Raw genomic sequence first — 24,754 nt, 5'->3', positions numbered from 1 at the left:
ATGAAACTTAATAAAAACTATATATTCATAATCTATATATTCCTTTTAGGATGTAAACCTGAAACGTTGAATCTAGACACTATAAACTTTCAAGCTCAAGATCTACTAAAAAGCATAAAGACATCAAAAGTTGAAAATCAAATTGGAGCTTGGTCTCTGGACAGCTCTAAATCACCTTTTTTAGAAGGAGACAAAACTAGTACTCATTATTATTTTAGGACTCCAGATGAGATTAAACAACTAAATTTCAACAACTTGCCGCTTGATGATATAGGTGCAAAACTAGTAACACTTGATAACAAACTAATTTTTGCTAGTTTCTCGTTAGAAAAAGAAAACACCTTTGATGTTTATAATCACTTAGAACAAAAACTTGGGGCACCGCAACAAACTTTTAATACTATCGCCTATGATAAAAGTAACGATGAAGTATTAATTATATTAAATAATTTAACAGAAAAGCAAGGTGTAAAAAAAATTATAGATGAATATGATGATGAGCTAATTACTTATCCTTATCAAAACACCTGGATTAAAAACAATATAATCTATCAATATACCTTGATCCGAGGTAAAGAAGCATTTTCAAATAAATTAGTAATTATAACTAAAGAAGCATTAACAGAAAAAATTATTTTTGGATATCATAACTCTACAAACGACCCTATTTTGGGTAAATACCTAAAATAAAAATTATGGAAAATTTTAACAAACCTTATTATGTAGTAGACTTTGATATGTCAATTTGTAATTTTGAGATATTAATTAATGATTTGCTCGCGTTTAAAAGTATGGATGGAGGTTCTTTATCTTCACACTACCCAATAAATCATTTAATACTAGAAAGTGGTATACAAGAAATATCTATTAAGATTTTTCCTTTAAAAACAGAAACTACTTTAAGAAAAGATGCATATCTTAAAATTAAAGTGCATTCCTACAATTCTGCTACTCAAAATTACGAAGATTTAAATCAAGCATTTATATATCAAACACCTTCTTTTACAGAAAAACAATATCCTATAATAGTAAAAAAGGCAACCTTTAATGCTGTAGTACCATTTTCAATAGAAGGTTGGAAGTCTTCGATAGAATTAGACGATTCATATAATGATGATATTTTAAAATTTTATCAAAAAATATACAAATTAGCAAATACAAACAAAGAGCAATTATTTAATTTATTTAATAAAAAATTCGTAGAAGTTGATAAAGCGCTTTATTTAAACCAAAACAATAAGCGAGAGTGGAATAATTTGTTTAATAAATTAAGTAAAGAAAATTTCATTTTACAACCATTTCCTTCAAAAATCAACACTAAAATATATGCAAATAAAAAAATAGCTGAAGTAACTAATATAAATGGGGATTCTATATTAAGCTATAGAAACATTAATGATGAAGAATTTAATCTTCCATTTTTAATTCATAAAAAAAATGATAGTACTGATTTTGAAATTATAAGATAATGGAATAAAACTAAAAATACTCTCTTCAAGGTTTTAAAAGGTGAAACATAGTTATCCATTCCGAAAAACAAAGTAAATTAATGATACCAATTAAACAACCAGTATATACAATTTGCCATACATTTATTGCTTTGCTGCAATATTAGTTAATGACATACCAAGATTAGTATGGTGAAGAAACAAAAGAGCTAGGATATGGAGGAGAGTTACAAATTAATCAAGCACTTCTTCAAAGTGGAACTTATCAAGTTATAGCTAAAAGCTGATAAGAAAAGAACCATCTAACAAATGAAAAATCTCTTATAAGAAGAAGCTTTCTGTTTTCAACTTAAAGAAAAATTTATGAACGGAGTCATTACTTTATTCTATAAAAAAACAGAAATATGACCACTGAAGCCGTTTAATCTTAAATTGCAAAATATGGGGTACGAAAAATTAAAACGTCTAGTCAATTTAGATGGTAGTGCCGCACTTCAATACAAAACATCAGATCCTGATGTACAAGATGATATGATTTTCTACTAAAAAACATATCCTATTCCATAAAATAAAAAAGAAGGTAATTATTTGCATATTTCTATACGTCTAACCCTGTGTGCATTATATTTAGAGATTTTAAATAAGGTATAATAAGATCACATGCTATTAAAAAATAATACTATCGGTTCTTTAGGATGACAAGAACACCACTCACTGCAAACTAGCATTAAGGTATATTATAAATGAGGTGTCGATAAAGAAAAAATCTAATATATTTATTATTTATAAGCACATTTAACAGCTGTGCACAAAACCAATAACAAACAAAACTAGCTGTTACTGTTCAAGAAGCGCTCCATATGACGAAAGATATATGCTAATGGTACAATAACTGCTAAAACACCAATTTAATGAGTACTAAAAAAGAAACAAATTTAATTACACAAATAGGTTTTGGAATGTTTTATTTATTCTTTGGATTGATTGTTTTATTTATTTTACTGTCCATATTTTCAAGTACTTTAAACTTTAAATCAGCCTTTATATTTTATTTAATTCCTCTTATTCTATACTATTTTTATTTAAAACTTTTTGTGAAAAAATATTACAAAAATTTAGCTCTAAAAAAAGCATCAAGTTTAAAAGAGTTTAAACTAAAAATCGATAGAATTATAACCAATCAAGTAATTGAGAAAAATTTCACTTTTTATGGACAAGGTGCTCAACTAAACGAATATTATTTTACTTTTTTTAATAATGAACTATCAAAAAATATAACCGTAAGCACCATCCAACACAAACCACCCTATTTTAATCTAAACTTAAATACTTGGAAAAACAGTTATATCTCTATTTATTTAGATAAAGCAAGCTTAAATGAAAAAGGCGAAAAATTTAACGAAAAATCAAAAATGAGCAGTATTAAATCTTATCGTTTTTTCAAATCTCCATATAATTTAGAAGATCAATATCTATATAGTTTTATTGAAGATATTTCCAATAAAAATTTATTTCAAGGTTTACTGTTAGTATTTGTACCTATACTTATTGCACTATACTCTATTTACTACATCGCTAACCATTGTCATTAAATTTAAATCAAACTAATTATCATGAAAACAATAATAATTCCTGCATTTGTTTTTTTAGTCCTTTTAACTAGTTGTACAAAAAATGAATCTGCATCTGTTAAAACAGCAAAATTAGCATGCGCTTGTGCAACTACTAATCAAGAATCTGACGGTGTAAGAAAATGCCTCAAAGACGCTATAAAAGAAAACAAACAGGAATTAGAAGTTTTTTACAAAGACACTAATATACCTGTAATGGACAATAATAGCGAAATCAATGCTTTTTATATACAATTAGTTATGATGGCAATGCTAGAAACAGAATGCCCAGAATTAGCTCTTGGAAAGTGAAAACTTAGAGCTATGTTAGTATAAAAATATTACAAAATGTGGACCGTCTCTGCGTCACCACTTTAGTTGTAATTATTATAATTCCAGGATTATTCTTGAATAATTCTTATTCTCCTTATAATGTTATTAGTAACACAATTATTGACGCTATCATTAATTGTGATAGCACTAATGATAATCTTGTTTTTTACTATTAGCATTTTATTTTTTAAGACTATTATTATTTCTATAAACGAAAAAATTATAATCAATAGAAATGATAATGTAGCAATATAAAACTTGTGCAGTGCGTGCAATACAAATAAGACCACCCAAAGGAAGATTATTAGCTCATGGTGGGGCTATTGCTAAAAAATAGAAAAAAAATCAAAGTCGATTGGTAACTATTTTTCAGTTTTATCACTTTACATTAAATAGGAATTGTTATTGGTTAGATAATGAAATTTAATTATTAACGTCCAAAAACAGACTTTTAAACGTATATAAATTTTAATAATTTGATTTACAACTTAATATAAACTTTAATAAAAAGTCAAGTTCACATTATTTTTGTTGTTTTAAGCACAAGTATGTTTTTCTATAAAAGTTAATAAACACACTAAAACCAGTTTTAATACTAAATAAGACTATGGCATTACAAAGTAACACCACTATATTTATTTCAGGTACAGAAATTTCTGCTTTTAAATCAATAACGCTTCATCAAAGCATAGATTCTCATCATAAGCTAGAACTTGTTTGTCGTATGGATGTCCTAGAAAACTTGACACAAGCATTAGGAGAATCTAGTAAAAATTATTTAGGAGAAACCATAACTTTACAAATAGCCTCTTTAGATGATTTTAATGGTTATAAAGCTTTAGAATTTAAAGGTATTGTATCTCAGGTCACAACTATAAAAGGGTACGAAGCTAGTACAGGTGACGAAGTAGTAATTACGGCCCTAAGTCCTACTTTTATTGCAGACGATGGCCCACACTATGCCTCTTATAACGACTTCTCTTTATCAGACATTTTACATCGTACTTTTAGTGACTACGACAAGTCTAAACTAGAAGTAGTCATACAACCTAATAATACTGCTCCCTTACACTACTCCCTCCAGAATGGAGAAAGCACTTATAACTATGCTAGTCGTTTAGCTGCGCAATATGGAGAATGGTTTTATTACAATGGGTCTAAACTTATTTTTGGAAAACCCGAAACTGAAGAATTAGTATTAACCTACGGTTTTGACCTTAAAGAATATAACCTAAACCTGACGCCAAAATCACATAATTATAAATTTTATGCCAACGACTACTTACTAAACGACACTCACGAAAAGGATACAAAAGACATCAGTTCTGGCGCCAATGGATATAGTGGTTTTGTCTCAAGTAAAGCCAATACCATCTTTAATAATAAAACTAAAGTTTGGCATAATTTATACAATGACCCACAAGCTAAACAAAGACTAGATTCTAGCATCGAATTACAAAAAAAAACTTACGAAATACAACAAGTTAAACTTAATGGAATAAGCGATAACCCTGGCGTCAAATTAGGAAACATTGTAAAAGTTGAAGGTGCTAGCTACAGAGTAATAGATATTACACATAGTAACAGAGAAAACGGTGATTACGAAAACAGATTTGAAGCTGTTACAGCGGACTTTGATGCCTATCCTAATACAAACATTAATGCGTTTCCTAAAAGTGATACACAAACTGCTGTGGTTATGGAAAATGCAGATCCGGATGGATTAGGTAGAATACGTGTACAAATGCCTTGGCAAAAAACAACTGGCCAAATGACACCGTGGATACGTATTGTAACGCCACATGCTGGAGGTGACAAAGGGTTCCATTTTATACCAGAAGTTAACGAGGAGGTCTTAATAGGCTTTGAAGGCGGTAATGCAGAGCATCCCTATATGTTAGGTAGTTTATATAATGGAGGTGGTAAAGCAAGTGCTTTTCAAAATTCATCAAATGCAATAAAAGCCTTAAAAACTAGAAGTGGGCATACGCTTATGTTTACAGAAGACGAAAGTATTATACTGACTGATAAAAGTGGTAATAAAATTCATTTAGATACAACAGGTGGTAATATTAACATTACAGCTCCAGAAACTATGACTTTTAATTGTAAAAACATGGTTGTTAATGTAGAGCAAAATTTAACCACATCTGTGGGTATGAATAAAACAGATTCTATTGGTCTGAACTCTAGCGAAAGCACTGGAATGACGAAGTCTACAACTGTTGGTGCAAATGCTAACATGATGGTCATGGGTAATTTAATGGAATTTATTCAAGGAGATTTAACGTCTGAAGTTGTCAAAGGAAGAGAGGAATCTGCTTCCGAAATAAAAATTACTAGTAACAATGGTAATATAACTAAAAACGCAAAAGGACAAATACAGAATAATAGTGGCGAAAAAGGAAATAATTTTTAAGCTATGCGACAAAGAATAGTAAATGGTATTATAACTACTAAAACAGAGAATGACCATAATTTCTATGCAACAGAAAGTAATGTTGCATTCTCTGCTAGCACAACGGTACAAGAAATTGGCAATGAAAGTGGTGTTAGTTATGGTGATAATGAGGATTGTAAAATAACAAGAGTAAATCAAGTTACTATTGGTAAAGCAAAACGCGATCCTGGATATAATTTTGATGGCACTAAAGCTGAAGATATGTATTATGCAGACAAACCTCCAAGATCAGTATCTATAAAACAAGATCCCGTTTTTCTTAAAAGTGATTCTGACTTGGGACTTTATTTAAACACCTTAATGAGTTCTCTATCCATAGGAAAAATGGAAACACTAGCTTTAGATATGGCTAATCATTTCACACAAGGTATTGGAGGTACTTATAAAAATGAAATTTTAGATAATGAAATTGCAAATAACAATGCGTTTGTATCCTATCACAGTGATTTTTTAAAAGCACTGAAAACTGAATTAAAAAATGCTGCTTACAATCCTGCAAATATGTCTTCAATAGCCATGAATTTATTAAACTTTTCATCATTTTGGGACAAGGTCTCTGGACTTGGTATTACAGTACATCAAGTATGGAGTGTAAAAGCCGAATTAAAAAATTACAGTCATAATTCCTGTACTGGATTATGGCAAGGCACTTTACTATATACTTTTTATGACCATTTTGGTTTAGACTGGGATGATATTGTTAAACATGGCTCGGATAGGATACCTCAGTACCATACTGGAGATTTTTTTAAGGCTTGGTATATACTTCAGCATTACAGATCTGCAAAGCCATTTATAACTGAATTTTATAGAAGTGTGTATTTAAGTGGAAACTCAAAACGTTCATAAATGAAAAATATACTATTTATTTCAGTCCTTATTTTAATTTCATGCAATAACAAAATGCAAAACAATAATCAAATCGAAGGTAAAGAGATGGCGATAAAACCGTTAAGTCCATTTTTTTATGAATTTACAGGAAAAAACAATGTGCTTAACAGGATAGATTATTTTTATTTAGAAGGTGATTTTGAATACAACACAACATACTACAACAAGCTACAAAAGTTAATTGACGACCATAAAAAAAACATAGAAAACAAGTACAGTCTTTATTCAATTTACATTTATAAAGAAACTGAAGAACTTAATAGCACTTATAATAAAACTAGAGAATTCTTAGATGGTAAAAACAACGATCTAATACTATATAGTAGATTTATAGATAACAAAAACGACATTTTATATTATATAAAAAATAGCGATGTTATCTACGATGGAATAGAAAAAAAGAAAGAGAATTTTGAATTTGAACAGTAAATAAATCTTTTAAATAAAATGACGAAACTAAGTTCATAAAAAAAATGAAATATCTGATAATGAGTATCGTTAGTTATAGCCTTTGCGTGGCCTCATGGAGTACATTTATACATCGTGACCAATTTTTGGAGTTTTAAATCTAACTTATCTAGCTATGATTGAAACCTTTATTCTATTTATAATATTAGCTAAAACAATGACCAATAAATCAGTGTAATGCAGACTAAAGACTACATAGCATGTAAAATAAAAACAGGAGACTCTTTAAAATCTCTAGCTGAAAGAATTGGCTTAAATAACTATAAGCAATTACAGAATTTTCATAATGATATATGTCCAAAAACCGAGCTATTACAAAACTTCGAAATAACAAAAGGAAACACATTATATGTACCAGATTTAAAGGAGGTAATTAGTCTAAATAATGAAATTAAAAAGGGTGAAACAAACCAGCCTCCTTTAAAACCCTTTAAACTAAAACTAGATAATTTAATAGCTAGCTATGATGTAACTATTGACAAAACGGTTACTACTGGTGTAATAGAAAAAACAAACAAAATAGCTTATACATTAAACCTTAATTATCTAATAAACAAAGATGATTTAAAAATCTTAAGAGTAACAAAAAGCGAATTTTATATCAATAAAATTAAGCCTCAATCAAAAATACAACGACTCGCTTTATTTTGCTCAAAAGCTTATTACCCTATGGATTTGTTATTAAGCAAACACGGTAATATTATAGGTATTAATAACATGCCCGAAATTAAAAAACGTTGGCTTGATAATAAAAGTAATTTAGAAGCAAATTTTAATGGTGACTATGCAGAAAAATACATTAATAATGTTAACAAAAAATTACTAGAAAGTAATCAATTAGAAAAAGCAATAATTAGCGACACAGTACTTAACACGCTACTACTACCCTATCAAAGATTAAATAAAACATCAAAAACTGTTTTTAATATTAATTATTATAAATATCACATAAACCTTAAAGTATCTCAGGAAGTAGAAAGTAATGACACTAAAAATAACACATTGACAATTTTACAAAATGGTAAAGTTGAAGACACTAGAAGTTATAAAGATTTATTAAATCCAAACGATGTTAACAACAATCCTTTTTATATAAAATTACCAAAAATTGAAGGTACATTAAACAGTAGTTACCAGGTAAACTTAGAACAAGAACTTTCAACAAAAATCAAAGCTAAATACCATATCGATTACACGACAAGTAAAAGTAAAACAACAATACTAACTATTAATCATATTAATAATTAATTATTATGAGTACCGGAAAACATTTTGTAATACAAAAAGGTAAAGCTATGTGTAATCAAGGCACTACCTTCCCTAGTTTTAAAGTGTCAAGTCACACTAAACATTATTGGAATGATAGTGGTAACAGCGCAGATTTTTTAGCAGTCACAGAAGACGATGTCCAATTTACTCCATCCTCAAACTCATTTGGTCCATGTGCCTTAAACAGAAAAAACCCATGTGCTTTTGCTCCTGCAGGAAAATGGACAAAAACATACGATAAAGTTACTGTTTTAGGTAAAAAATGCGTGATTGAAGGCTCAGAGCTTATGTGTTCCGTTGGAGGTAAAATTACAATAATGACGCACGGTCAAAGTGCAAGTTTAAGCAAAAGTAATGTTAATAATGCAGACCAAGATGTACAAGAAGAATTAGATTCTTTAACAGACACTAATGATACTGTAGAAGATAATCAACCAGATGCATATTAAGTAATATAATTATGGCAAAAAAAGGTGTAAAAACAATTAGCGGTCCAACAGCTCCAAGAATTGGACAACCTGCTATTTATACAGTAACCGAATGGCATCCTGGAACACCTGATGCTTTAAAAGCTAATGTAAAATGGGAGTTGTTTAAAAAAAGAAGCTCTGGTCTATATACTACAACATCAATTACTAAAAATGGACCAATAGCCACATTTACTTTTGGAGAAATTTCTGCTAATCATGATTATAAGGTAGAAGGCTATTTATTCAATCCAGAATTATCTGGACCATCTACGGTTAATGTAAGACCACTTCAAGGACCTCCAAGCATTACTACCATTACGATGTTAGATTATAAAGGGGACAAATTTATCAGTACACCTCAATATGGACAGACAATTACCATTTCTATTGAAACCGTCAATATGATAGGTGAAGATTTAACTGTTAGTTTATGGGAAAGGGATACCATGTCAGATGATGGTCACGACGCTAACGAAAACACTAAATTGTGGGAAACAGTAACTACTGTCGAAAACACAACTGGAAACGTAAAAGTACAAAAGCAATTAACATTGGATATGGCTGTAAATGCTGATAAAGGTGTTTTTGAAGGTAGTACTCACGAGTATTATGTTGTAGTTAAATCTAACAGATTTAATTTACATAACTATTCTGAACAACAATTAGAGGTATCGGATAATACTTCCGGATTCTCAATAAATAGCGCAATACAAGAAGCTTTACAGGTAATAGGGTTTGGTAATGATCCAACACCAGAAAATGGAAATAGCCCAAGTACTGTTGGTGAGGAAGGAGAAATAGAAGAAAATAGTCCTTGTCCACGATGTAAAAAAGTAACTAAAGAGGAACTTGCTTTAATATTTGGAGATGCCACAGACGACACTTTAACCAAAGTAGCTGAAGCATTTAATGAGGGAGTAGATCACTTTCATATAGATACTTGTGAAAAAAAGGCTCACTTTTTTGCCCAAGCAAGAGAAGAGACTGGATCATCATTAACAATAAAAACACCTGAAAGTTTAAATTATAGTGCTAGAAGATTAAAAAATAGTGACCGAACAAGTGGTTCTGGTTGGGTAAAAGGTAACTTAGCTACTGGAGAAGGTGGATATTATAGTAATGGAACTCTTAAAACAGGTCCGTTTTCTTATTTTAAAAACAATCCAAATGACGCAGATCTTTATGGTAGAAAAGATTTAAATACCTATAATGATAAAGGAATGCAAGCTGCTAACGAAATTGCAATAGCTAATAGAGCATATGCTAATAGATATGAAAATGGTGATATCGCTAGTGGTGATGGATCAAAATATAGAGGAAAGGGAATTGTTCAACTTACATGGAAAGAAAATTACAGAAATGTAAACGAAAGGTTAGTGAGAAAAGGGTTTGATTTTGATATTGTTACTAATCCAGATAAACTTTTAAACTTTAAGGAAGGCGTTTTATCTGCTATGGCATACTTTTATTGGAAAGATTTGCATTTAAAAGTAGGACAAACTAGAGCTACTGTAGACTCTATTACTGCTGTAGTTAATTTAAATACAGATTCATATAATGATAGATGGGCTCATTTTCAAACAGCTTTAACAGCATTTAGAGTTAATGAATGTACAAAAGATGAGGTGGTTATTGGCGAATTTAATTTATATAAAACAGATTATATTAAAAAAACATATTCTAAAACTAAATCGTCTAGCAGTAATACTTATAAATTTGAAGTATACAATGATGGCGTACTGGAACAAACATTTACAGCAACTAAAAATGAACATAATTTATTAAAATTTCCAGATTCCGGATTAAATTGGGGTAGGTATGGTACACGAGATAGCAATATCTCCGACGGTGATAGTTGGGTAAACGAAGAGGCCTTCTCTGCTTTATTAGGTTTCTTTTACTCTGTAAATAAAGAGGTTACTACAACAACGTTATATTATAATGATATATCCTCCGACGATGGAGTTACTGATTTAGGTCATAGCACCCATAAAACCGGAAAAGATGTAGATATACGTTATCCTGGATGTACAAATGCTGCGGGTCAACAATTATGGACGTACGCTCGAGACGTTCTTGGAAGCGAATCCAAATTAGACGAAGTTATGACTGATATATTCGCTTTAGCAGTAGCATGGGATTTTACAAACAACTATAATTATAAGGCTTTTACAAACACAAAAAATGCAGCATACAGTGTACACCAAAATCACTTTCACATTGGATTTAATTAAAAAAAATATGATAAAACACTCTTTATATCCCGTAGTTTTCCTTTTATTATTTTTTTCATGCAAAGGACAGGATAAAAAAATAGAAGCTTATAATTTTGAACTAGAAGATTCTGATCAATCCTACATTATGAACGATTGGAGTGACGCTAAAAAAGAAGAGTACTATAAAAGAATAGCCAATTTAATTACTGACATTCATAATGATTACAAAATTCCTAGTAAAACACATTTTAGCGATGTAATCAATAGCAGCTTAAACTTAAAGGTAGATTATAATAAAACATTTCAAATTGCTCCAAAAATAATTATAGGTGATTATGAAATGAAAATTATAATATTTCCTAACAATAGAATAATTGCTTTAAGTAATGAGCTTCCATTACTAGACTCAGTCTCTGTTAAGCATTATAGGTCTAATGATTTTCAAAATCTAGATCACACTACAGATAATAATCTAATCCTTAATGAGGTGTTTTTCAAAAATAATTTTGACTTTAATAAGGCGTCAGGAATCATAGCTCTTTTAAAAAAGAATAATATCCAACTTTATGGGCCAGCATATTTTACCAAAACACATGATTTAAATATGGATGGTATTCAAGATTCCATAATAGCATTAAAAAACAAATTATATAATGACGCCAACAACCATTATGAATCAAAAATCATATTAAAAAAAGGAAGTCGTGATGAATATATGCAATGGAAAGAAAATACAAATCTTATTTTCAAGGCACCCGAAAATTGTTTTTCAGAAGGATTTCAAAATATTGTATTTAAAAATGAGTATTTCACAATAGAACAGACCTTTTGCAATAAATACTTAGTATACGCATACACCACCTTTAAATTCAATAAAAAAAATAATGAACTATATCTTCATAAATATGGAGAAGAATACATTCAAGACGATAACAGTCCTGTAAAAGAACCTAAAATATGGACCATGAAAGATTTTGGAGAAATTAAAATTAACGAGATAAATAAAGACTTTTTTATTCAGTTAAGACAAAATAATCCTAAATAAATCATGACAATGACATGATAAAAAATAATGCATCAGAATCTAATCACATTGGCTATACTTTTATATTTAATTAGCTGTAAAGAAAGCACACCGCTTTAAAATGAAGCCAGAATTTCAGAAAATACAAAGGTTAAAACTAGTACTTGAAATATAGATAATGCAATTAGTAGTTTTTTAGATTTGAAGGAAGTCAAACAAAAATCTAGGTTTATTTATTCGATTTCAAAAGGTAAGCAAGGTATTAATGATACGTTAACCCACTCCGATAGCGCTAGTTTATAACAAGTGCCCTACCAAGTAAGTTCTAAAAAAAGAATTAAACAATAAAAACTATCTAATTATTTAGATAGTTTTTCTGTTTTTAGTCATAAGTAAAAAACTCATAAGAATTAAGTGTTAAAGCAAAATTGGTAGTATTAATAGCTGAGTTTTACGCAGATGGAAACATTAAAGTTAAAGGAGAATGATCAATTACTTTTGGTCATGAATTAAACTATATTGGTACATCTCATGGGGAATCGCTAAATTACGAGCCTAAAATGCTGTTTGATGGTATACAAGTTGAAGCCATTATAAAAGCAGAAGTCGGTATGAAAATTAGAACATCATGGTTTAACTTTAGTAAAGACAAAAAATTAGCAGATATAGAATATAAAGCACAATTGGTTAAACCTTTTGATATTATTGAGGAAATAACAGGAGGTAAAGTATCAATACCCTTAATTTCATCATAATTAAAATAAAAATAATATAAAATGAAAAAAAATAATATTATTTAGCAAAATGCTAGTATTAATGATGCTAACAAGTTGTAACTCTCAAAACGAAGACTCTATTGATTTAAGTAAAGAGATACTAGGTAAACACATTGATTCTATAGTAAGCCCAAATATTAAAATAAATAGGAATAGTATGAATCATTATGGTTTAGATAATGGTAGCCTTAAAACATCATCAAAAGAATTAATGAATTTTAATGGTGTTAACCTGTATGGTTTTTTTAATGAAGGTGATAATTATCTAAAAAATTCAGTAAAATTTGGTTTTGTTAAAAAAGACAGTATTATTGCTATATATGAATTATTCACGTATCAAACAGAAAAAAGCAACCAACTAATTAAAGCTTTAGATGATTTTTTAGGTAAGCCTAATTTTACTAGTTATCAGAAAGTAGAAGATCGTAAAGAAAGGAATTACGATGGAAAACTATGGGAAGATAAAACTAATAATTACACCTATTTGCTTCATGTTTCAATACAAAAATATGGTAAAGAATGTTGGCTATTTGTTGTAAATAATAATCAAGCCTATTTTTATGATAGAGCAATAGGATTACCGTCGTTTTCTAAATGGAGTAATTACCTTAAATTTAAAGAATATAATGAGTCTCCTGAAAACTTTACTTATCAGGATTATATAAAGGATCAAACAGAAAAAGGTGACGAATATATTAGCATTTTAACAGAATAATTATTAAACAAAACATAAATCAATATGGTCAAAGAACCTTATTACATTTTAGGTTTTAGGGCGGGAACTCGCCTGTTTGAAATTAGAGTAAATGACAACATAATAATGACAATGGATATTAAAGGAGGTGCTTATTGTTTAAAACGAGCTTACCCTAATAACGAAAAGCATAATTTATTAAATCTACCAATACCTTTAGAAATAACACTAGCATAGGACATGAAACAGGGATTGGATTAGATGCTAAAAACGGAGATTCTCTAGTTAGGCTGTCTCCAAAAAAGTTAAACGGAAACTACGAAAAAGGGCTTAATTATGTTAGGTCACCTACTAAACTAGAGAACTTCTTCAAAAAAAGGATTGTTCTAAATAAAGGTATATCAATTAAAGAATTAGAAAAATGATTAAAATATTAAGATTTACTGTATTATTAGTTTTATATAGTTGCATTATTTCATGTTCACAAAACTTTTCAATAGAAAAATTTGAATTAGAGAAAGACAACAAAAAATTTGACTCTGTTATGCATAACATTATTGATCAAAAATTGTACAAGACACATCAAGATTACTATTCATATTATAATGGAGCTGAATTAGACACAGGACCTGTATATAAACCTGAACGAAATTTAAAACTTTGGTCACACAGATCTCCAAAATACATTACAACTTTCTACTCAAAAAACAAAGATTCTGTAATTTTTTTTAGTAAAATAAATAAACTCTGGAAAGAACAAATAATTTTAGATTACACTCCAGCTTACAAAGATAAAAATACACAAAAGTATGTTTTAGACACACTAAATTTAATGGGATTTATCTCAATAGATTCTAAGCGTATTTCGGATACGGACTTATTAAACTTAACTGAAGAATATTTTACAATTGAAGAAAACAAAGATGATTATATGCTACCATTTAATCAAGATGGCACAGCCTCGCCATATAAAAAAATTGTTAAAGAATATTTAGAGTTTAAATAATAAGCTGAGTTCAACCCATAAGTGCAACACTCATACTTTTTAGGGTTTCAATAGGGTTATTATAATTAAACTTTCTAATAGGTCTGTAATTTAGTAATCTTTCTACTTCTTTTATTCTTTTGTTAGAGACTTTTCTAAGGTCTGTTTTCTTTGGAAAAAATCTTCTTATTACCCCGATTCTGTTTTCTACAGTTCCCTTATCCTGAGAGGTGTATGGTCTTGTGAAATATGTTTTCGCATTGACGTCTTTTGCTATTTCTCCATGGCGAGCAAACTCCTTTCCATTATCAAATGTTATTGTCTTAACCCAAGATGAGTCAAAATTAGTTAGGCGTTGATTCATTTTTTGATAAACTTCATCTGCATTTTTACTACTGAGCTTTTCTATCATCGTTACAAGAGTTGCTCTGTCTGTCATAACCAGTAATGCTGATTTATGATTACTACCCATCATAAGATCGACCTCTATATCTCCAATTCGTGAACGTTGTTCGACAACCTTAGGTCTCTTATCTATCCCTACACGACCGATAATAGCTCCTCGTTTATCTTTTATGTTATTTCTCTTTTGCCTTCTACCAGTGTGGCGCAAGTGCTTGTATAGTGTCTTGTAAGCATTGTGATTTCTATGATTGCTGTGCTTTGCTCTCCATATCCATTTATAGATAGTCTCGTGGCTAACGCAGAGCTCAGATTCTTTTACTAATCGTTTTGCAATCAATTCTAGACTCCACTTCTCATGTTCCATCAAATCGGCTATTCGTTTTTTAAGTCCATCAGTTAAAATAATTGATTTTGGTTTTAGGCAATGTCTATTAAGCGCTTTATGTTGCGCGTGTTCTGCAATGTAAATGCCAGCTGTACGACCTCGACTGGGAGTATTCCTTTTTAATTCTCTTGATACGGTACTTTTATTAACACCAATAATTTTTGCTATTTGTGTTATACTAATTCCTGTCTCTAATAATGCAGAGATTTGATACCTTTGTAACAAGGTCAATTGTTTGTAATGTTTCATCCAAAACGAATATAAATATTGAGCCCAAAATAGATGGGGCTAGCTCCATCTATTTTAAATAGTCGTGTTGCACTTATGACTTGAACTTGGATTATTATTATTATTATTATGAGAAAAATATTATTTAAGTTAACTGTCGTATGTCTAATCGTACAGAGTTGTCAATCGCAATCAAATTTTGACTTATCTGATATTACGCTAAATGAAAATATAAAAGACTTACCCTTAGAAAAATTAGATTTATATGAGAAAGATTTCTTTCTAAGTTCTGAGTATTCTGGTTATACAATTTATGATAAACAATTTCTCAACTTCGAAGAAGTCGAATTAGAAGGACAAATTCATGCAAATACTAACTACAAAAGAAATAGAGTTTATTTTTGGTTTTCTAAAAAAGACTCTATTATTTCAATATTGGAAATAGATCTATACACACATGATGAATGTACTGATTTTGTTAATGTTCTAATTGAAAAGTTAGGCAACCCTGATTTTAGACGTTACGGAGATAAAAGAGAGAAAGAGAGAGACAATCCATCAAATTATTTATGGGAAGATCTTATTAACAAAAGAACCTACTTTTTAAATGTGTATAAAGATTATGAAACTAAAAAATATAAAAGAGCACATCTTTATATGCTTAAAAATTCGGATACTATCGTTTACCCCATAATGTTTGATTTTCCTGAATACGGCTATTATGGAAGATTTATAGATGAAAGAAATAAGAAACAAGACCCAACATATACTTATCAGCAATACTTGGCCGATAAAGTTAAACGAGGAAGGGGAGAATATGAAAATTATTATACAAAATAACAATAATATAATTTATAAATAAGATGGCACAACCATATATTATATGGTTCGCGCTATTAGCCCACATTTATAGTGAGTACTACTAAAACAATTAAACAATACTAGCTATCTATTCTTTCAAGCAACTACAATATATTGGATAAATGTATTAAAAAACAAGACTGCTTTGATTTTCTACTAAAAGATATTGACTATTGCAGAAAACAAGAAAAGGTCATTATTTGTATATTGCTTTTCTAAAAATAGATTTTAAAAAGTCTAAAAAAGGAAAAGGGATAAGTAAAAACCCGAGTAAACCATTACCCTCGTAAAAATAAAAAATCCGTAATGAATTTACATATTTTAAAGAAACTAAAATAACATAAATGAAGTACTTACTAATGTCCTTAATAATCGTTTTAGGATGTATTAAGAAAAAAGATAATAAAACTATTCAGTCAACAAAAGAGCGAATAACAAAAGAAATAAACAGAGACAAACAGTATACATATGCAGTATCTGTAACGACGTACACACCATACGAGTTATATGTAAATGAGATGCCTGCAGAGAAGGATTATGATGCTGGATCCAATACAGTAATAGAGATTAATCCATATCTTTTAGGAAATGGCAAACATACTATTCGACTTAAATTACTTCCTCAAAAAGGAGAAACGGCTATTAATATTGATGATTTCGAAATGAGTCATTTCGAATTAATTAAAGTTATAAAAAACAATAAATCAGGGAGAGGTCTTAAATTTAACGAAGAGCTTATGAAGCTTATTATTCCCCCAATGAGTGCACCTTTACCTTTTGTAGAAATGGAATGGGAAATAGAAATTGAAGATCTTCCCTACAAAGTAGAAGGCTGGAGTAATAGTAAAGTTTTTAAAAAAGCAGACTCTTTAAAAATCATGAAACAGGTTTTAGAACACTATAACGAATTAAAAGACATTTTAAATACCGGTGATGCCTCAGAATGGAAAAAACGAACTACCAACGAAAGAAAAGAAATCTGGACTGTTTTGTATGAAAAAGAATCAAATTTTGATGAAAATTGGAAAAGTATTTTAAGCGAGATAAAAGAAGAGTCTAAAGGAAATATGTTACCACTTGAAGATTATGAACTAAAATTCTATGCAAACGGCAGAGTTGTATCTCTAGAACGAAGGGAAACTGATTTTTTTGAAGATATAGAAGTAAATATCAAAGGGTGGAATGCTTTAATTTTCAATGATGAAGGTTCTATATATTCAATAGGAACTAAATTACATATGCCTGCGAATAGTGATACTTTTGAAATAATAAGATAGCACTAATTAAAGCTTCTAATGATAATAGAAATATTTTCTTTGACGCCTAGTAGTCGGTAATTTGAAAATGATAATTACCTTACTTAAAGTTGAAAATAAATATTTATGTCTCATAGCAGATCTAGTAATTGATTTATAAAGAAGATACTTTTCAGCATAGCCTTATTAGTAATAATAAAAGAAGTAACAAACATTTTAATTAGTAATTAAATGGATTTAATAGCGTTTATATTTTTTATACTTTTAGTACTTTTAGTTTTTTTAAACAGAAAAAAAATTAACAAATGGCACTTAAAATTTGCTATTATATCAATAATTGCTTCTGTTCCTTCATATCTAGCTGTTTTACTTATATTAAAAAAAATAGATTTTACACCAAATAAAAAATTAACCATTGGTATTTATGTTAGCTTAATACTACTACTAGTTTTTGTAATTACACTTTTTATGGTACAAAAAATATGGGATGTTTTATTACAGTATCAAATAAAAATTGGAAATAAAGAAAAGCCTTTTATCAAAAAAATAATAAAAAGAAAGCCTGTAATAATAACAACTTTTCAGATTATGTACTCTCTAGGTTTTAGCCTAGGACTATATGGTTTATGGTTTAGCTCTAACACCGTATAAACGACTATTAAAATCTTATTTATAATATTATAGATATAAAACAATAACTACTTTTAATGCAGCTCTTTTAAACTAAAAAGAAAAAACAATCTATCTAATTAAAAAGACAAACCAATCAAGTTGTAAATTCAATATGCAAGAACTCACACAATTTATCTTTAAAGAATCCCAACTGCCAGAATTAATTTTTGCTGTTATTTTTAGCTTAGGTGTTGCTATATTTTATTCTGTTATTTGCGCTACTTTTTACAAAGAATTTAAACCTGCCTGGCTCTTCTTTGCTCTACTTCCTTTATTTGTTATAGTTTCAAATATCCTTTTTAATATTCACCCGTTTGCCGTTATCCTATTTTTATTCCTATTACTAGTGCTATTAACTATAATTGGAGGTGTTTTAAAAGGTGTAAAATCTTCAATTGATGGTATTAAAAAGCGTTCTAAAAAAGAAACACTACCAAAAATATTTTTAGACATAATTAAATACTTAATCCTTGTAGCCTCTTTTATTGCGGCATTTATATATTTTGACACCGCCATTATCATAGTTATATTCGTTTTACTTTTTGTTATTAAACTATTTTCTTCCAGCAATACAAAAAAATTTTTAAACCTTCAAGCTAGCTTACCAACCTCAAAAATAAAATCTATGGCTATGGGGTTAGTTGAGGTCTCTGGACAAACCATCATGCAAGAACCTATGCTATCCAGAATTGAAAAAAAAGAATGCATTGGCTATAGGTATAAAATAGAACGAAAAAGTAAAGATCGGGATGGAAAAACCAAATATAGTACAATTAGCAACGAAGTGGTTTGTAATAATTTTTTACTAGACGATGGTACAGCGCAAGTAGAAATAGTAGCAGATGATATTGATTTTTTATGGCTGGAAGAGACAGACTCCTACTCTAGCACTTCCAAACGTTATACACAATATCTGTTATATGCTAATCAAAGCATTATCTTAATAGGTAAAGCAAATTCCGATGCAAATAGGGTTTTTATAGAAAAAGAACCTATTAAAAATATATTTATGTTAGCTCCAAACAATTCTGTGGGGCAATGGAACAGAAACAAACCCTTATTAAATAACTTTCTAGCCTACTTGGCTGTATTATTTTTAATTATAGCTTTCATTTTAATTTCAGAAATAAACGTAGACGGTGATACCATAAATCTTAAATTTAATTTATCTTGGGATACGCTTTCAATCACTAAATTATTCGAATAAAAATATGAATCAAACAATAGGAATAGTCATAATAGTAATAATCATTGCTTCTATTATAAGCGTATTTATTAAACTTTACAACAGACTAGTCATGCTAAAGTTTAATGTAGAAAAGGCTTTCGCTAACATTGATGTGCTTCTTAAACAACGTGCTGACGAAATCCCTAATCTAATTAACACTGTAAAAGAGTATGTTACCCATGAAAAAGAAACACTTAACAGATTAACAGAGTTAAGAACAAAATATTTATCATCAACAAATCAAAATGAAAAAATAGAATTAACCAATAAAATGGTAAGCGGTTCAGGAAAAATAATGATGGTTGCAGAAAATTATCCGGATTTAAAGGCTAGTGCTTCATTTATTAAACTTCAAGAAAGAGTGTCTCAATTAGAAGATCATATTTCTGACAGAAGAGAATTTTTTAATGAATGCATTAATATGTATAATATAGGCATTAATGAATTCCCAAATATGATTTTATCTAAGCCCATGGGTTACACAGAAAAAGCATTATTACAAATCACTGAAGCAGAAAAAAAGTACAATGGAGTTACCTTTTAATTATTTCCCTTTTTTAGACCATATAATTACTCAACCTGTATTAATTGTCATTTGCGCTGCATTTGGTATGCCCATGTTGATCTTTTCAATCGCCATTATTAGCAAATTATATAGATCCTTTAGCTTTAGTAGTAATTTAGATACTATTATTTTTAGTAGCCTTACTTTAACTTGGATAGGAGGTTTTATAATAATCATGTTACTTTTCATTTCTGAAACCTCGGGTATTAAACTATATTTTATTTGGATAAGCTTATGCTTTTCTAGCTTTATCTTTTCCGCCCTTAATATTACTGCAATAAATAAATTGTACAACGATTTATCTAAAAAAGTAAGCGATAAGAACAAAAAATAAGGCTTATGCTCTACCTCAAATACAACCTCATAATTTGAATTAGTCATTTGTAAAATTCAAAACCTAGCAATAGTATCCCGGCATATACTGTTGCACTCTCTGACTCTAATATAAAAACTATACTTAAAAATGATATTAATTAAACAAGGATTTTGCATACTACTATTAACTGGTTGCTTTCATCTCTATTTATTATTTCCTGATTTTAAACTTTTATTACTAGCAATGGGATACATTGTTGGTTTTATTATCTTAAGGAAAGGTTTTTTTAAGAACGGAGGTTCATTCATACAGAAAAAAAAAGAGGACTAATACTCTTTTAGACAGTGTATAATTTTGTAGTCTATGTGGCCTACACTATCATCAAAAATAGAACAATATAAAGGTAACATAGCCCATAAGGTAAGGGTGTAAAAAAAACGTAATACGTTAAAGTTAATATGCAGCATTTCACAACTAAATTTTTAAATCCATTTTCAGAGCAAGAGGTAACTAATACCAATCTATCTCCAAAAGAAGTCCTTTTAAAGTTTAGAGAAACAGAATGGTATGAATACATAAAAAAGTCTTTTAAAGCTGCCACAGATAGTTCTAGTAAACCAGTATTAAATGATTTTTGGTATTTTACAATAAATTATGTGTCAAATAAGCAGAACTTCAATTTACTTATCGTTCCGACTTTTGCATCTTCAAATAATTTTACAGAAAGGGATATTACATTTTCAGTAGAATATACTAGACCTAAACAAATAATGACTTCAAAATTCAATCAGTTTTTTGGAGGTGCCAAACAAAAATGGGTAGACCATAATACGCACATAAAAAATCTAAAGATACCAGAGACTCAAAATTTAATTGAAGCTTTTGTAAATGATAATCATAGCCTATTGGCTCATAATTCAAAAAAAGAAAAACAGATTCTATACTAATCCAACAACAAATTTTACTAGTACAAGCGTTACAACTAAACGTACAGAGTATTAATATTTTTATTACAAGTTCTAAATACTATTAAACCAGCAACAACGATACTATAGAAAAGTTACCCAAATTAAAATATTATTTATGAAAATCAATTTAAAAAAACCATACTATACTATATATGTTTACGCTCTTAGCGCAGGAGAAATATGGATAAATGATGTACCAATATTACATTGGGTTGGTGCACAGACAGCTGAAGGCGTATACAATGGTGCAATTCCATTAAACAATATTGTATTAGAAAATGGTGTATTTCAATTAGAATGTAAATTAATGCCTAGACATGGCAATAAGCTTTTAGATCAAAATGATGCAAGAGATTCCTACAGTATTGGATTTGATAAGAGAGAAGTTGATAACATAAAATCTAATATTTTAGTAAGAGAACATATGAAAAGCCCATATGGGCAATATATTCAAAAGGAGGGGCGTGTCATAAATAAAACTTTAGAAAATCTACCTATTTATATACAAAAAACAAAATTTGAAGTAACTGATTTACCTTTTGTATTAAATGGTTGGCAAAAATCAGTAGACTTAATAGCATTGAAAGAAGAAAAGTTATTGACTGATGTATTACGTTATTACAGACAAATACATAGCTTAATGTCATCAAATAATACCTCCAAACTTTTAGAAATTTTTAAAGAAAAATTAGAACTACAAGAACAAGCCTTTTATTTCTCCGAAGAGCAACAAATAAGTTTTAGACAAACTACCATGGAACTTTCTAATCAGAAATTAGAAATATTACCACTACATACTGAAGACTTAAAATTACAAATAATGGGTTATGGCAAATTAGTGCGTCTTGTTCGTTTAGATGGTAGTGCAGCACTACAATTTAAAAGCTCAAATCCTGAAAAGCATAGTAATATAGAATTTGACATAAAACTACATATGCGCAATAAAGAAAATGGTTTAACGATAATATAATTTATATGGAACGTCGCAAATTTATAAGTATTACATCCATTGCCACAGTAACTGGCTTAATAGTACCAAACTTATTAATCAGTTGCAGTAGTGCTGATAACATTAATTTAAATGAAATTATTGGTCAACCAGAAAAATTACTAGAACAGTTCCCTAAAGAAGGAGACAGTGATTTTGCTTATTATAAAACATCCAATTTTAAACATGATCTCATAACGGGAAAAGAAACCTTTATTTATTGTCAAAAAGGTAAAATAATTGGTTACACAATAAGAAAAAAAGGAATCAACAAAAAAGAGGCTTATAGTAAACAACTTTCGCATAATTATGGAGCTAGAAAACAATTGTTTATTAATGACTTTGGCGAGGAATATGAATGGAGAACAAAAAGTAAAAAAATTACACTTTGTTATTCAAGTGAACAAAAAAATCTAGAAAAGAACACTTATTATAGTGAAGCTTTACTTGGAGAACAATTAATTATCTTTTAAAAATAAGCATAAGATACTACTAAACCAAATTAACTTTAGCTCTGTCTAACAGTAATAAATAAAAACGGAGAGGTCTCCCCTTTCTATTTTTAAATTATAACAAGGGTTATACGTCAATCGCAATGCCAACTGCAAATTTTTAATAGCTTATTAATATTGTTAAAATTATATGCTATTATCTCTTTTAAAATACCTCTTACAATATGAGTTTAATTTATAAATAAAAAGGATTACAAGTTAAACACACTGTATGAAATATAATTATTACAATAATACGTTCTTTTAATCGGGTATTTTTGCTTTTAACCTATGTTATTCGTTAGCACTCATTTTAATTAGTATCTTAAAAAAGTGCCGATAATGGCGTTAAATTTTTTTTATAAAATATTTTTATTATGGCTTTTAAAGCAAAACTTAAAGTAGGTGGACAAGAGTACAATGTGTTAAATTCTTCTTATGAATTACATCAAGAAACTGACGCAACAGGAAGACCTTCTTCAGTTACTAGAGGAGGTAAAATTAAATTAACAGTAGAATCTACAGCAGATGTGAGTCTTTCTGATTGGATGTTTAACAACTTCGAGCGTAGAGATGGTTCTATAGTATTCTTAAAAAGAGATAGTGAATCCACATCTAAAGAATTAAAATTTACTGAAGGGTACATGGTTAAATACCGTGAAAACTTTGATTCAACTGGAAAAAATCCAATGTCTGAGTCTTTTGTGATTTCAGCAAAAGGTATTGGTATTGGAAATGGAGAGCATCTTAATGAATGGGTTTAAATAAACGTATAATTCGTCATATTATTTTTACAACTAAAAGGAGTCGCAAATTGCTACTCCTTTTTTTTATGCCTCAAAAATTTTTCTTTAATAACCCAAAATTGATAAGTAAAATAACTTAGCTATTAATGTTATTAGTACATACAGCCAAAATATAAGACAAAAAAAATCCCATGAAAAGTATTCATGAGATTTTTAAAGTAAATTATTTAATAAAGATTTACTAAAACTTAAACATTACACCAAATCTAGCTTCTCTAAAAAAGTTATTAAAAACATTTAAATCAGCACTAAGCGTATTAACCGTTTCTTCTTCACTAATTAAGATATCATCCTGAGTACGACGTTCTTCATACGTTACAGACTTATAACTAGCTAAGTCTGCTACAACAAATGATATTGCAATATTTTCTTTTACAAAATAATTTAAACCTAGTGAAAGATTACCTCGAAAACCAGAAGATTTCATTTGACCAGTTATAATCCCTGTTTTAGCAGTTAAATAACCTCCACCCAACTCTGCATACGTTTTAAACCTTTTCCCTAAATTTAAAAAATAATATCTAAGAAAAAGACCTCCCATAATAGTTTCATCCTCTTTCGTTTGAATTAATTCTCCTTGTTGAATCTCAGATTTGGAAAACGAATAAGATAAATCTAATCCAAGTGCTAAATCATCAGAGATAAAATACCCCACTTTTGGATTAACAGTATAAGACGAAGACTTAATACCTTCCAACTCTTCAGAATCGCTTTGAGATTGAAAATTTACGACTCCTTCTAATAATATATCATTTTTCAAAAGATAATACTCACTTTCACTCAAATCATCTTGAGCATATAAACCAGTTACCATTAATGATAAAATCGCGAAAATACCTAATTGCTTTTTCATACTAAATATTGTTAGTTTTATTGTAATCTAAATAATAGCACAAAAAAACCCGAAGTGATGACTTCGGTTTTTTTGTGCTTAAATTAT

27 protein-coding genes are annotated in these 24,754 nt (G+C 29.1%); 24 read left to right on the top strand and 3 right to left on the bottom strand.

The genetic code is table 11. The features are described 5' to 3' along the window. The 15 genes from E9099_RS13930 (at position 1) to E9099_RS13860 (ending at position 14,666) form a co-directional block, all read left to right on the top strand. Complete coding sequence (locus E9099_RS13930) at positions 1-690, top strand: hypothetical protein (protein ID WP_136584154.1); 690 nt, start codon at positions 1-3, stop codon at positions 688-690. 5 nt (positions 691-695) lie between these two features. Next, complete coding sequence (locus E9099_RS13925; RefSeq protein WP_136584153.1) at positions 696-1,469, top strand: hypothetical protein; 774 nt, start codon at positions 696-698, stop codon at positions 1,467-1,469. 890 nt (positions 1,470-2,359) lie between these two features. Beyond that, positions 2,360-3,040, top strand: a complete 681-nt coding sequence (locus E9099_RS13920) for a hypothetical protein (protein ID WP_136584152.1) — start codon at positions 2,360-2,362, stop codon at positions 3,038-3,040. A gap of 21 nt (positions 3,041-3,061) precedes the next feature. Continuing rightward, positions 3,062-3,370 (top strand): hypothetical protein, encoded by a 309-nt coding sequence (locus tag E9099_RS13915; RefSeq protein ID WP_136584151.1) that lies wholly within the window; start codon positions 3,062-3,064, stop codon positions 3,368-3,370. 628 nt (positions 3,371-3,998) lie between these two features. Beyond that, the gene (locus E9099_RS13910) at positions 3,999-5,810 is read left to right on the top strand and encodes a type VI secretion system Vgr family protein (RefSeq protein WP_136584150.1); all 1,812 of its coding nucleotides are present in this window, start codon (positions 3,999-4,001) and stop codon (positions 5,808-5,810) included. Between the two features lie 3 nt (positions 5,811-5,813). Beyond that, positions 5,814-6,701 carry a DUF3289 family protein gene (locus E9099_RS13905; protein WP_136584149.1) on the top strand — a complete coding sequence of 296 codons (888 nt, stop codon included), beginning with the start codon at positions 5,814-5,816 and terminating at the stop codon, positions 6,699-6,701. Continuing rightward, positions 6,702-7,172: a hypothetical protein gene (locus E9099_RS13900; RefSeq protein ID WP_136584148.1), complete on the top strand. Its 471-nt coding sequence runs from the start codon at positions 6,702-6,704 to the stop codon at positions 7,170-7,172. A 216-nt stretch (positions 7,173-7,388) separates the two neighbouring features. Continuing rightward, a complete protein-coding gene (locus tag E9099_RS13895; RefSeq protein WP_136584147.1) occupies positions 7,389-8,459 on the top strand; it encodes a hypothetical protein in 1,071 nt (356 codons plus the stop codon). Between the two features lie 5 nt (positions 8,460-8,464). Next, positions 8,465-8,929 (top strand): DUF4280 domain-containing protein, encoded by a 465-nt coding sequence (locus E9099_RS13890; protein WP_136584146.1) that lies wholly within the window; start codon positions 8,465-8,467, stop codon positions 8,927-8,929. 11 nt (positions 8,930-8,940) lie between these two features. Continuing rightward, on the top strand, positions 8,941-11,184 hold the full coding sequence (locus E9099_RS13885; RefSeq protein WP_136584145.1) for a glycoside hydrolase family 19 protein: 2,244 nt from the start codon (positions 8,941-8,943) through the stop codon (positions 11,182-11,184). A gap of 7 nt (positions 11,185-11,191) precedes the next feature. After that, entirely contained in the window at positions 11,192-12,211 is a 1,020-nt protein-coding gene (locus E9099_RS13880; RefSeq protein ID WP_136584144.1) for a hypothetical protein, read from the top strand. 539 nt (positions 12,212-12,750) lie between these two features. After that, positions 12,751-12,945 (top strand): hypothetical protein, encoded by a 195-nt coding sequence (locus E9099_RS13875; RefSeq protein ID WP_136584143.1) that lies wholly within the window; start codon positions 12,751-12,753, stop codon positions 12,943-12,945. A gap of 61 nt (positions 12,946-13,006) precedes the next feature. Further along, positions 13,007-13,681, top strand: a complete 675-nt coding sequence (locus E9099_RS13870; protein ID WP_136584142.1) for a hypothetical protein — start codon at positions 13,007-13,009, stop codon at positions 13,679-13,681. Positions 13,682-13,705: 24 nt separating this feature from the next. Next, on the top strand, positions 13,706-13,897 hold the full coding sequence (locus E9099_RS13865; protein ID WP_136584141.1) for a hypothetical protein: 192 nt from the start codon (positions 13,706-13,708) through the stop codon (positions 13,895-13,897). Positions 13,898-14,081: 184 nt separating this feature from the next. Further along, positions 14,082-14,666: a hypothetical protein gene (locus E9099_RS13860; protein WP_136584140.1), complete on the top strand. Its 585-nt coding sequence runs from the start codon at positions 14,082-14,084 to the stop codon at positions 14,664-14,666. Between the two features lie 10 nt (positions 14,667-14,676). Here the strand turns inward: E9099_RS13860 and E9099_RS13855 are convergent, their stop codons facing one another. After that, on the bottom strand, positions 14,677-15,684 hold the full coding sequence (locus tag E9099_RS13855; RefSeq protein WP_136584139.1) for an IS30 family transposase: 1,008 nt from the start codon (positions 15,682-15,684) through the stop codon (positions 14,677-14,679). A 108-nt stretch (positions 15,685-15,792) separates the two neighbouring features. On the opposite strand from E9099_RS13855, the gene E9099_RS13850 reads away from it, so the two are divergent. The 5 genes from E9099_RS13850 to E9099_RS13830 all read left to right on the top strand — a co-directional run bounded on the left by E9099_RS13850 (position 15,793) and on the right by E9099_RS13830 (position 20,224). Beyond that, the gene (locus E9099_RS13850; protein WP_136584138.1) at positions 15,793-16,503 is read left to right on the top strand and encodes a hypothetical protein; all 711 of its coding nucleotides are present in this window, start codon (positions 15,793-15,795) and stop codon (positions 16,501-16,503) included. 365 nt (positions 16,504-16,868) lie between these two features. After that, positions 16,869-17,801, top strand: coding sequence for a hypothetical protein (locus E9099_RS13845; RefSeq protein ID WP_136584137.1), 933 nt, complete (start codon positions 16,869-16,871; stop codon positions 17,799-17,801). Positions 17,802-18,011: 210 nt separating this feature from the next. After that, positions 18,012-18,431, top strand: coding sequence for a hypothetical protein (locus tag E9099_RS13840; protein WP_136584136.1), 420 nt, complete (start codon positions 18,012-18,014; stop codon positions 18,429-18,431). Positions 18,432-18,564: 133 nt separating this feature from the next. Then, positions 18,565-19,659, top strand: coding sequence for a hypothetical protein (locus E9099_RS13835; RefSeq protein WP_136584135.1), 1,095 nt, complete (start codon positions 18,565-18,567; stop codon positions 19,657-19,659). Between the two features lie 4 nt (positions 19,660-19,663). Then, complete coding sequence (locus E9099_RS13830) at positions 19,664-20,224, top strand: LemA family protein (RefSeq protein ID WP_136584134.1); 561 nt, start codon at positions 19,664-19,666, stop codon at positions 20,222-20,224. Positions 20,225-20,254: 30 nt separating this feature from the next. Here the strand turns inward: E9099_RS13830 and E9099_RS13825 are convergent, their stop codons facing one another. Continuing rightward, a complete protein-coding gene (locus E9099_RS13825) occupies positions 20,255-20,626 on the bottom strand; it encodes a hypothetical protein (protein WP_136584133.1) in 372 nt (123 codons plus the stop codon). Between the two features lie 393 nt (positions 20,627-21,019). On the opposite strand from E9099_RS13825, the gene E9099_RS13820 reads away from it, so the two are divergent. The 4 genes from E9099_RS13820 to tssD all read left to right on the top strand — a co-directional run bounded on the left by E9099_RS13820 (position 21,020) and on the right by tssD (position 23,772). After that, positions 21,020-21,508: a hypothetical protein gene (locus tag E9099_RS13820; protein WP_136584132.1), complete on the top strand. Its 489-nt coding sequence runs from the start codon at positions 21,020-21,022 to the stop codon at positions 21,506-21,508. Positions 21,509-21,644: 136 nt separating this feature from the next. Further along, the gene (locus E9099_RS13815; protein ID WP_136584131.1) at positions 21,645-22,499 is read left to right on the top strand and encodes a hypothetical protein; all 855 of its coding nucleotides are present in this window, start codon (positions 21,645-21,647) and stop codon (positions 22,497-22,499) included. A 5-nt stretch (positions 22,500-22,504) separates the two neighbouring features. Further along, positions 22,505-22,990 (top strand): hypothetical protein, encoded by a 486-nt coding sequence (locus E9099_RS13810; protein ID WP_136584130.1) that lies wholly within the window; start codon positions 22,505-22,507, stop codon positions 22,988-22,990. A gap of 395 nt (positions 22,991-23,385) precedes the next feature. Next, positions 23,386-23,772: a type VI secretion system tube protein TssD gene (gene tssD, locus E9099_RS13805; protein ID WP_136584129.1), complete on the top strand. Its 387-nt coding sequence runs from the start codon at positions 23,386-23,388 to the stop codon at positions 23,770-23,772. A gap of 223 nt (positions 23,773-23,995) precedes the next feature. On the opposite strand, the gene E9099_RS13800 is transcribed toward tssD, so the two are convergent. After that, the gene (locus E9099_RS13800) at positions 23,996-24,667 is read right to left on the bottom strand and encodes an outer membrane beta-barrel protein (RefSeq protein ID WP_136584128.1); all 672 of its coding nucleotides are present in this window, start codon (positions 24,665-24,667) and stop codon (positions 23,996-23,998) included. Positions 24,668-24,754 lie beyond the last annotated feature (87 nt).

The sequence above is a fragment of the Psychroserpens sp. NJDZ02 genome, assembly GCF_004843725.1.
Taxonomy (GTDB): Bacteria; Bacteroidota; Bacteroidia; order Flavobacteriales; family Flavobacteriaceae; genus Olleya.
This window is presented reverse-complemented; position numbering and strand designations above follow the sequence as displayed.

Excerpts from the sequence above, each read along its gene's own strand:
- E9099_RS13930 (WP_136584154.1), top strand. The coding sequence starts at position 1 with ATGAAACTTAATAAAAACTATATATTCATAATCTATATATTCCTTTTA.
- E9099_RS13925 (WP_136584153.1), top strand. The coding sequence starts at position 696 with ATGGAAAATTTTAACAAACCTTATTATGTAGTAGACTTTGATATGTCA.
- E9099_RS13920 (WP_136584152.1), top strand. The coding sequence starts at position 2,360 with ATGAGTACTAAAAAAGAAACAAATTTAATTACACAAATAGGTTTTGGA.
- E9099_RS13915 (WP_136584151.1), top strand. The coding sequence starts at position 3,062 with ATGAAAACAATAATAATTCCTGCATTTGTTTTTTTAGTCCTTTTAACT.
- E9099_RS13910 (WP_136584150.1), top strand. The coding sequence starts at position 3,999 with ATGGCATTACAAAGTAACACCACTATATTTATTTCAGGTACAGAAATT.
- E9099_RS13905 (WP_136584149.1), top strand. The coding sequence starts at position 5,814 with ATGCGACAAAGAATAGTAAATGGTATTATAACTACTAAAACAGAGAAT.
- E9099_RS13900 (WP_136584148.1), top strand. The coding sequence starts at position 6,702 with ATGAAAAATATACTATTTATTTCAGTCCTTATTTTAATTTCATGCAAT.
- E9099_RS13895 (WP_136584147.1), top strand. The coding sequence starts at position 7,389 with ATGCAGACTAAAGACTACATAGCATGTAAAATAAAAACAGGAGACTCT.
- E9099_RS13890 (WP_136584146.1), top strand. The coding sequence starts at position 8,465 with ATGAGTACCGGAAAACATTTTGTAATACAAAAAGGTAAAGCTATGTGT.
- E9099_RS13885 (WP_136584145.1), top strand. The coding sequence starts at position 8,941 with ATGGCAAAAAAAGGTGTAAAAACAATTAGCGGTCCAACAGCTCCAAGA.
- E9099_RS13880 (WP_136584144.1), top strand. The coding sequence starts at position 11,192 with ATGATAAAACACTCTTTATATCCCGTAGTTTTCCTTTTATTATTTTTT.
- E9099_RS13875 (WP_136584143.1), top strand. The coding sequence starts at position 12,751 with ATGCTGTTTGATGGTATACAAGTTGAAGCCATTATAAAAGCAGAAGTC.
- E9099_RS13870 (WP_136584142.1), top strand. The coding sequence starts at position 13,007 with ATGATGCTAACAAGTTGTAACTCTCAAAACGAAGACTCTATTGATTTA.
- E9099_RS13865 (WP_136584141.1), top strand. The coding sequence starts at position 13,706 with ATGGTCAAAGAACCTTATTACATTTTAGGTTTTAGGGCGGGAACTCGC.
- E9099_RS13860 (WP_136584140.1), top strand. The coding sequence starts at position 14,082 with ATGATTAAAATATTAAGATTTACTGTATTATTAGTTTTATATAGTTGC.
- E9099_RS13855 (WP_136584139.1), bottom strand. The coding sequence starts at position 15,684 with ATGAAACATTACAAACAATTGACCTTGTTACAAAGGTATCAAATCTCT.
- E9099_RS13850 (WP_136584138.1), top strand. The coding sequence starts at position 15,793 with ATGAGAAAAATATTATTTAAGTTAACTGTCGTATGTCTAATCGTACAG.
- E9099_RS13845 (WP_136584137.1), top strand. The coding sequence starts at position 16,869 with ATGAAGTACTTACTAATGTCCTTAATAATCGTTTTAGGATGTATTAAG.
- E9099_RS13840 (WP_136584136.1), top strand. The coding sequence starts at position 18,012 with ATGGATTTAATAGCGTTTATATTTTTTATACTTTTAGTACTTTTAGTT.
- E9099_RS13835 (WP_136584135.1), top strand. The coding sequence starts at position 18,565 with ATGCAAGAACTCACACAATTTATCTTTAAAGAATCCCAACTGCCAGAA.
- E9099_RS13830 (WP_136584134.1), top strand. The coding sequence starts at position 19,664 with ATGAATCAAACAATAGGAATAGTCATAATAGTAATAATCATTGCTTCT.
- E9099_RS13825 (WP_136584133.1), bottom strand. The coding sequence starts at position 20,626 with ATGACTAATTCAAATTATGAGGTTGTATTTGAGGTAGAGCATAAGCCT.
- E9099_RS13820 (WP_136584132.1), top strand. The coding sequence starts at position 21,020 with ATGCAGCATTTCACAACTAAATTTTTAAATCCATTTTCAGAGCAAGAG.
- E9099_RS13815 (WP_136584131.1), top strand. The coding sequence starts at position 21,645 with ATGAAAATCAATTTAAAAAAACCATACTATACTATATATGTTTACGCT.
- E9099_RS13810 (WP_136584130.1), top strand. The coding sequence starts at position 22,505 with ATGGAACGTCGCAAATTTATAAGTATTACATCCATTGCCACAGTAACT.
- tssD (WP_136584129.1), top strand. The coding sequence starts at position 23,386 with ATGGCTTTTAAAGCAAAACTTAAAGTAGGTGGACAAGAGTACAATGTG.
- E9099_RS13800 (WP_136584128.1), bottom strand. The coding sequence starts at position 24,667 with ATGAAAAAGCAATTAGGTATTTTCGCGATTTTATCATTAATGGTAACT.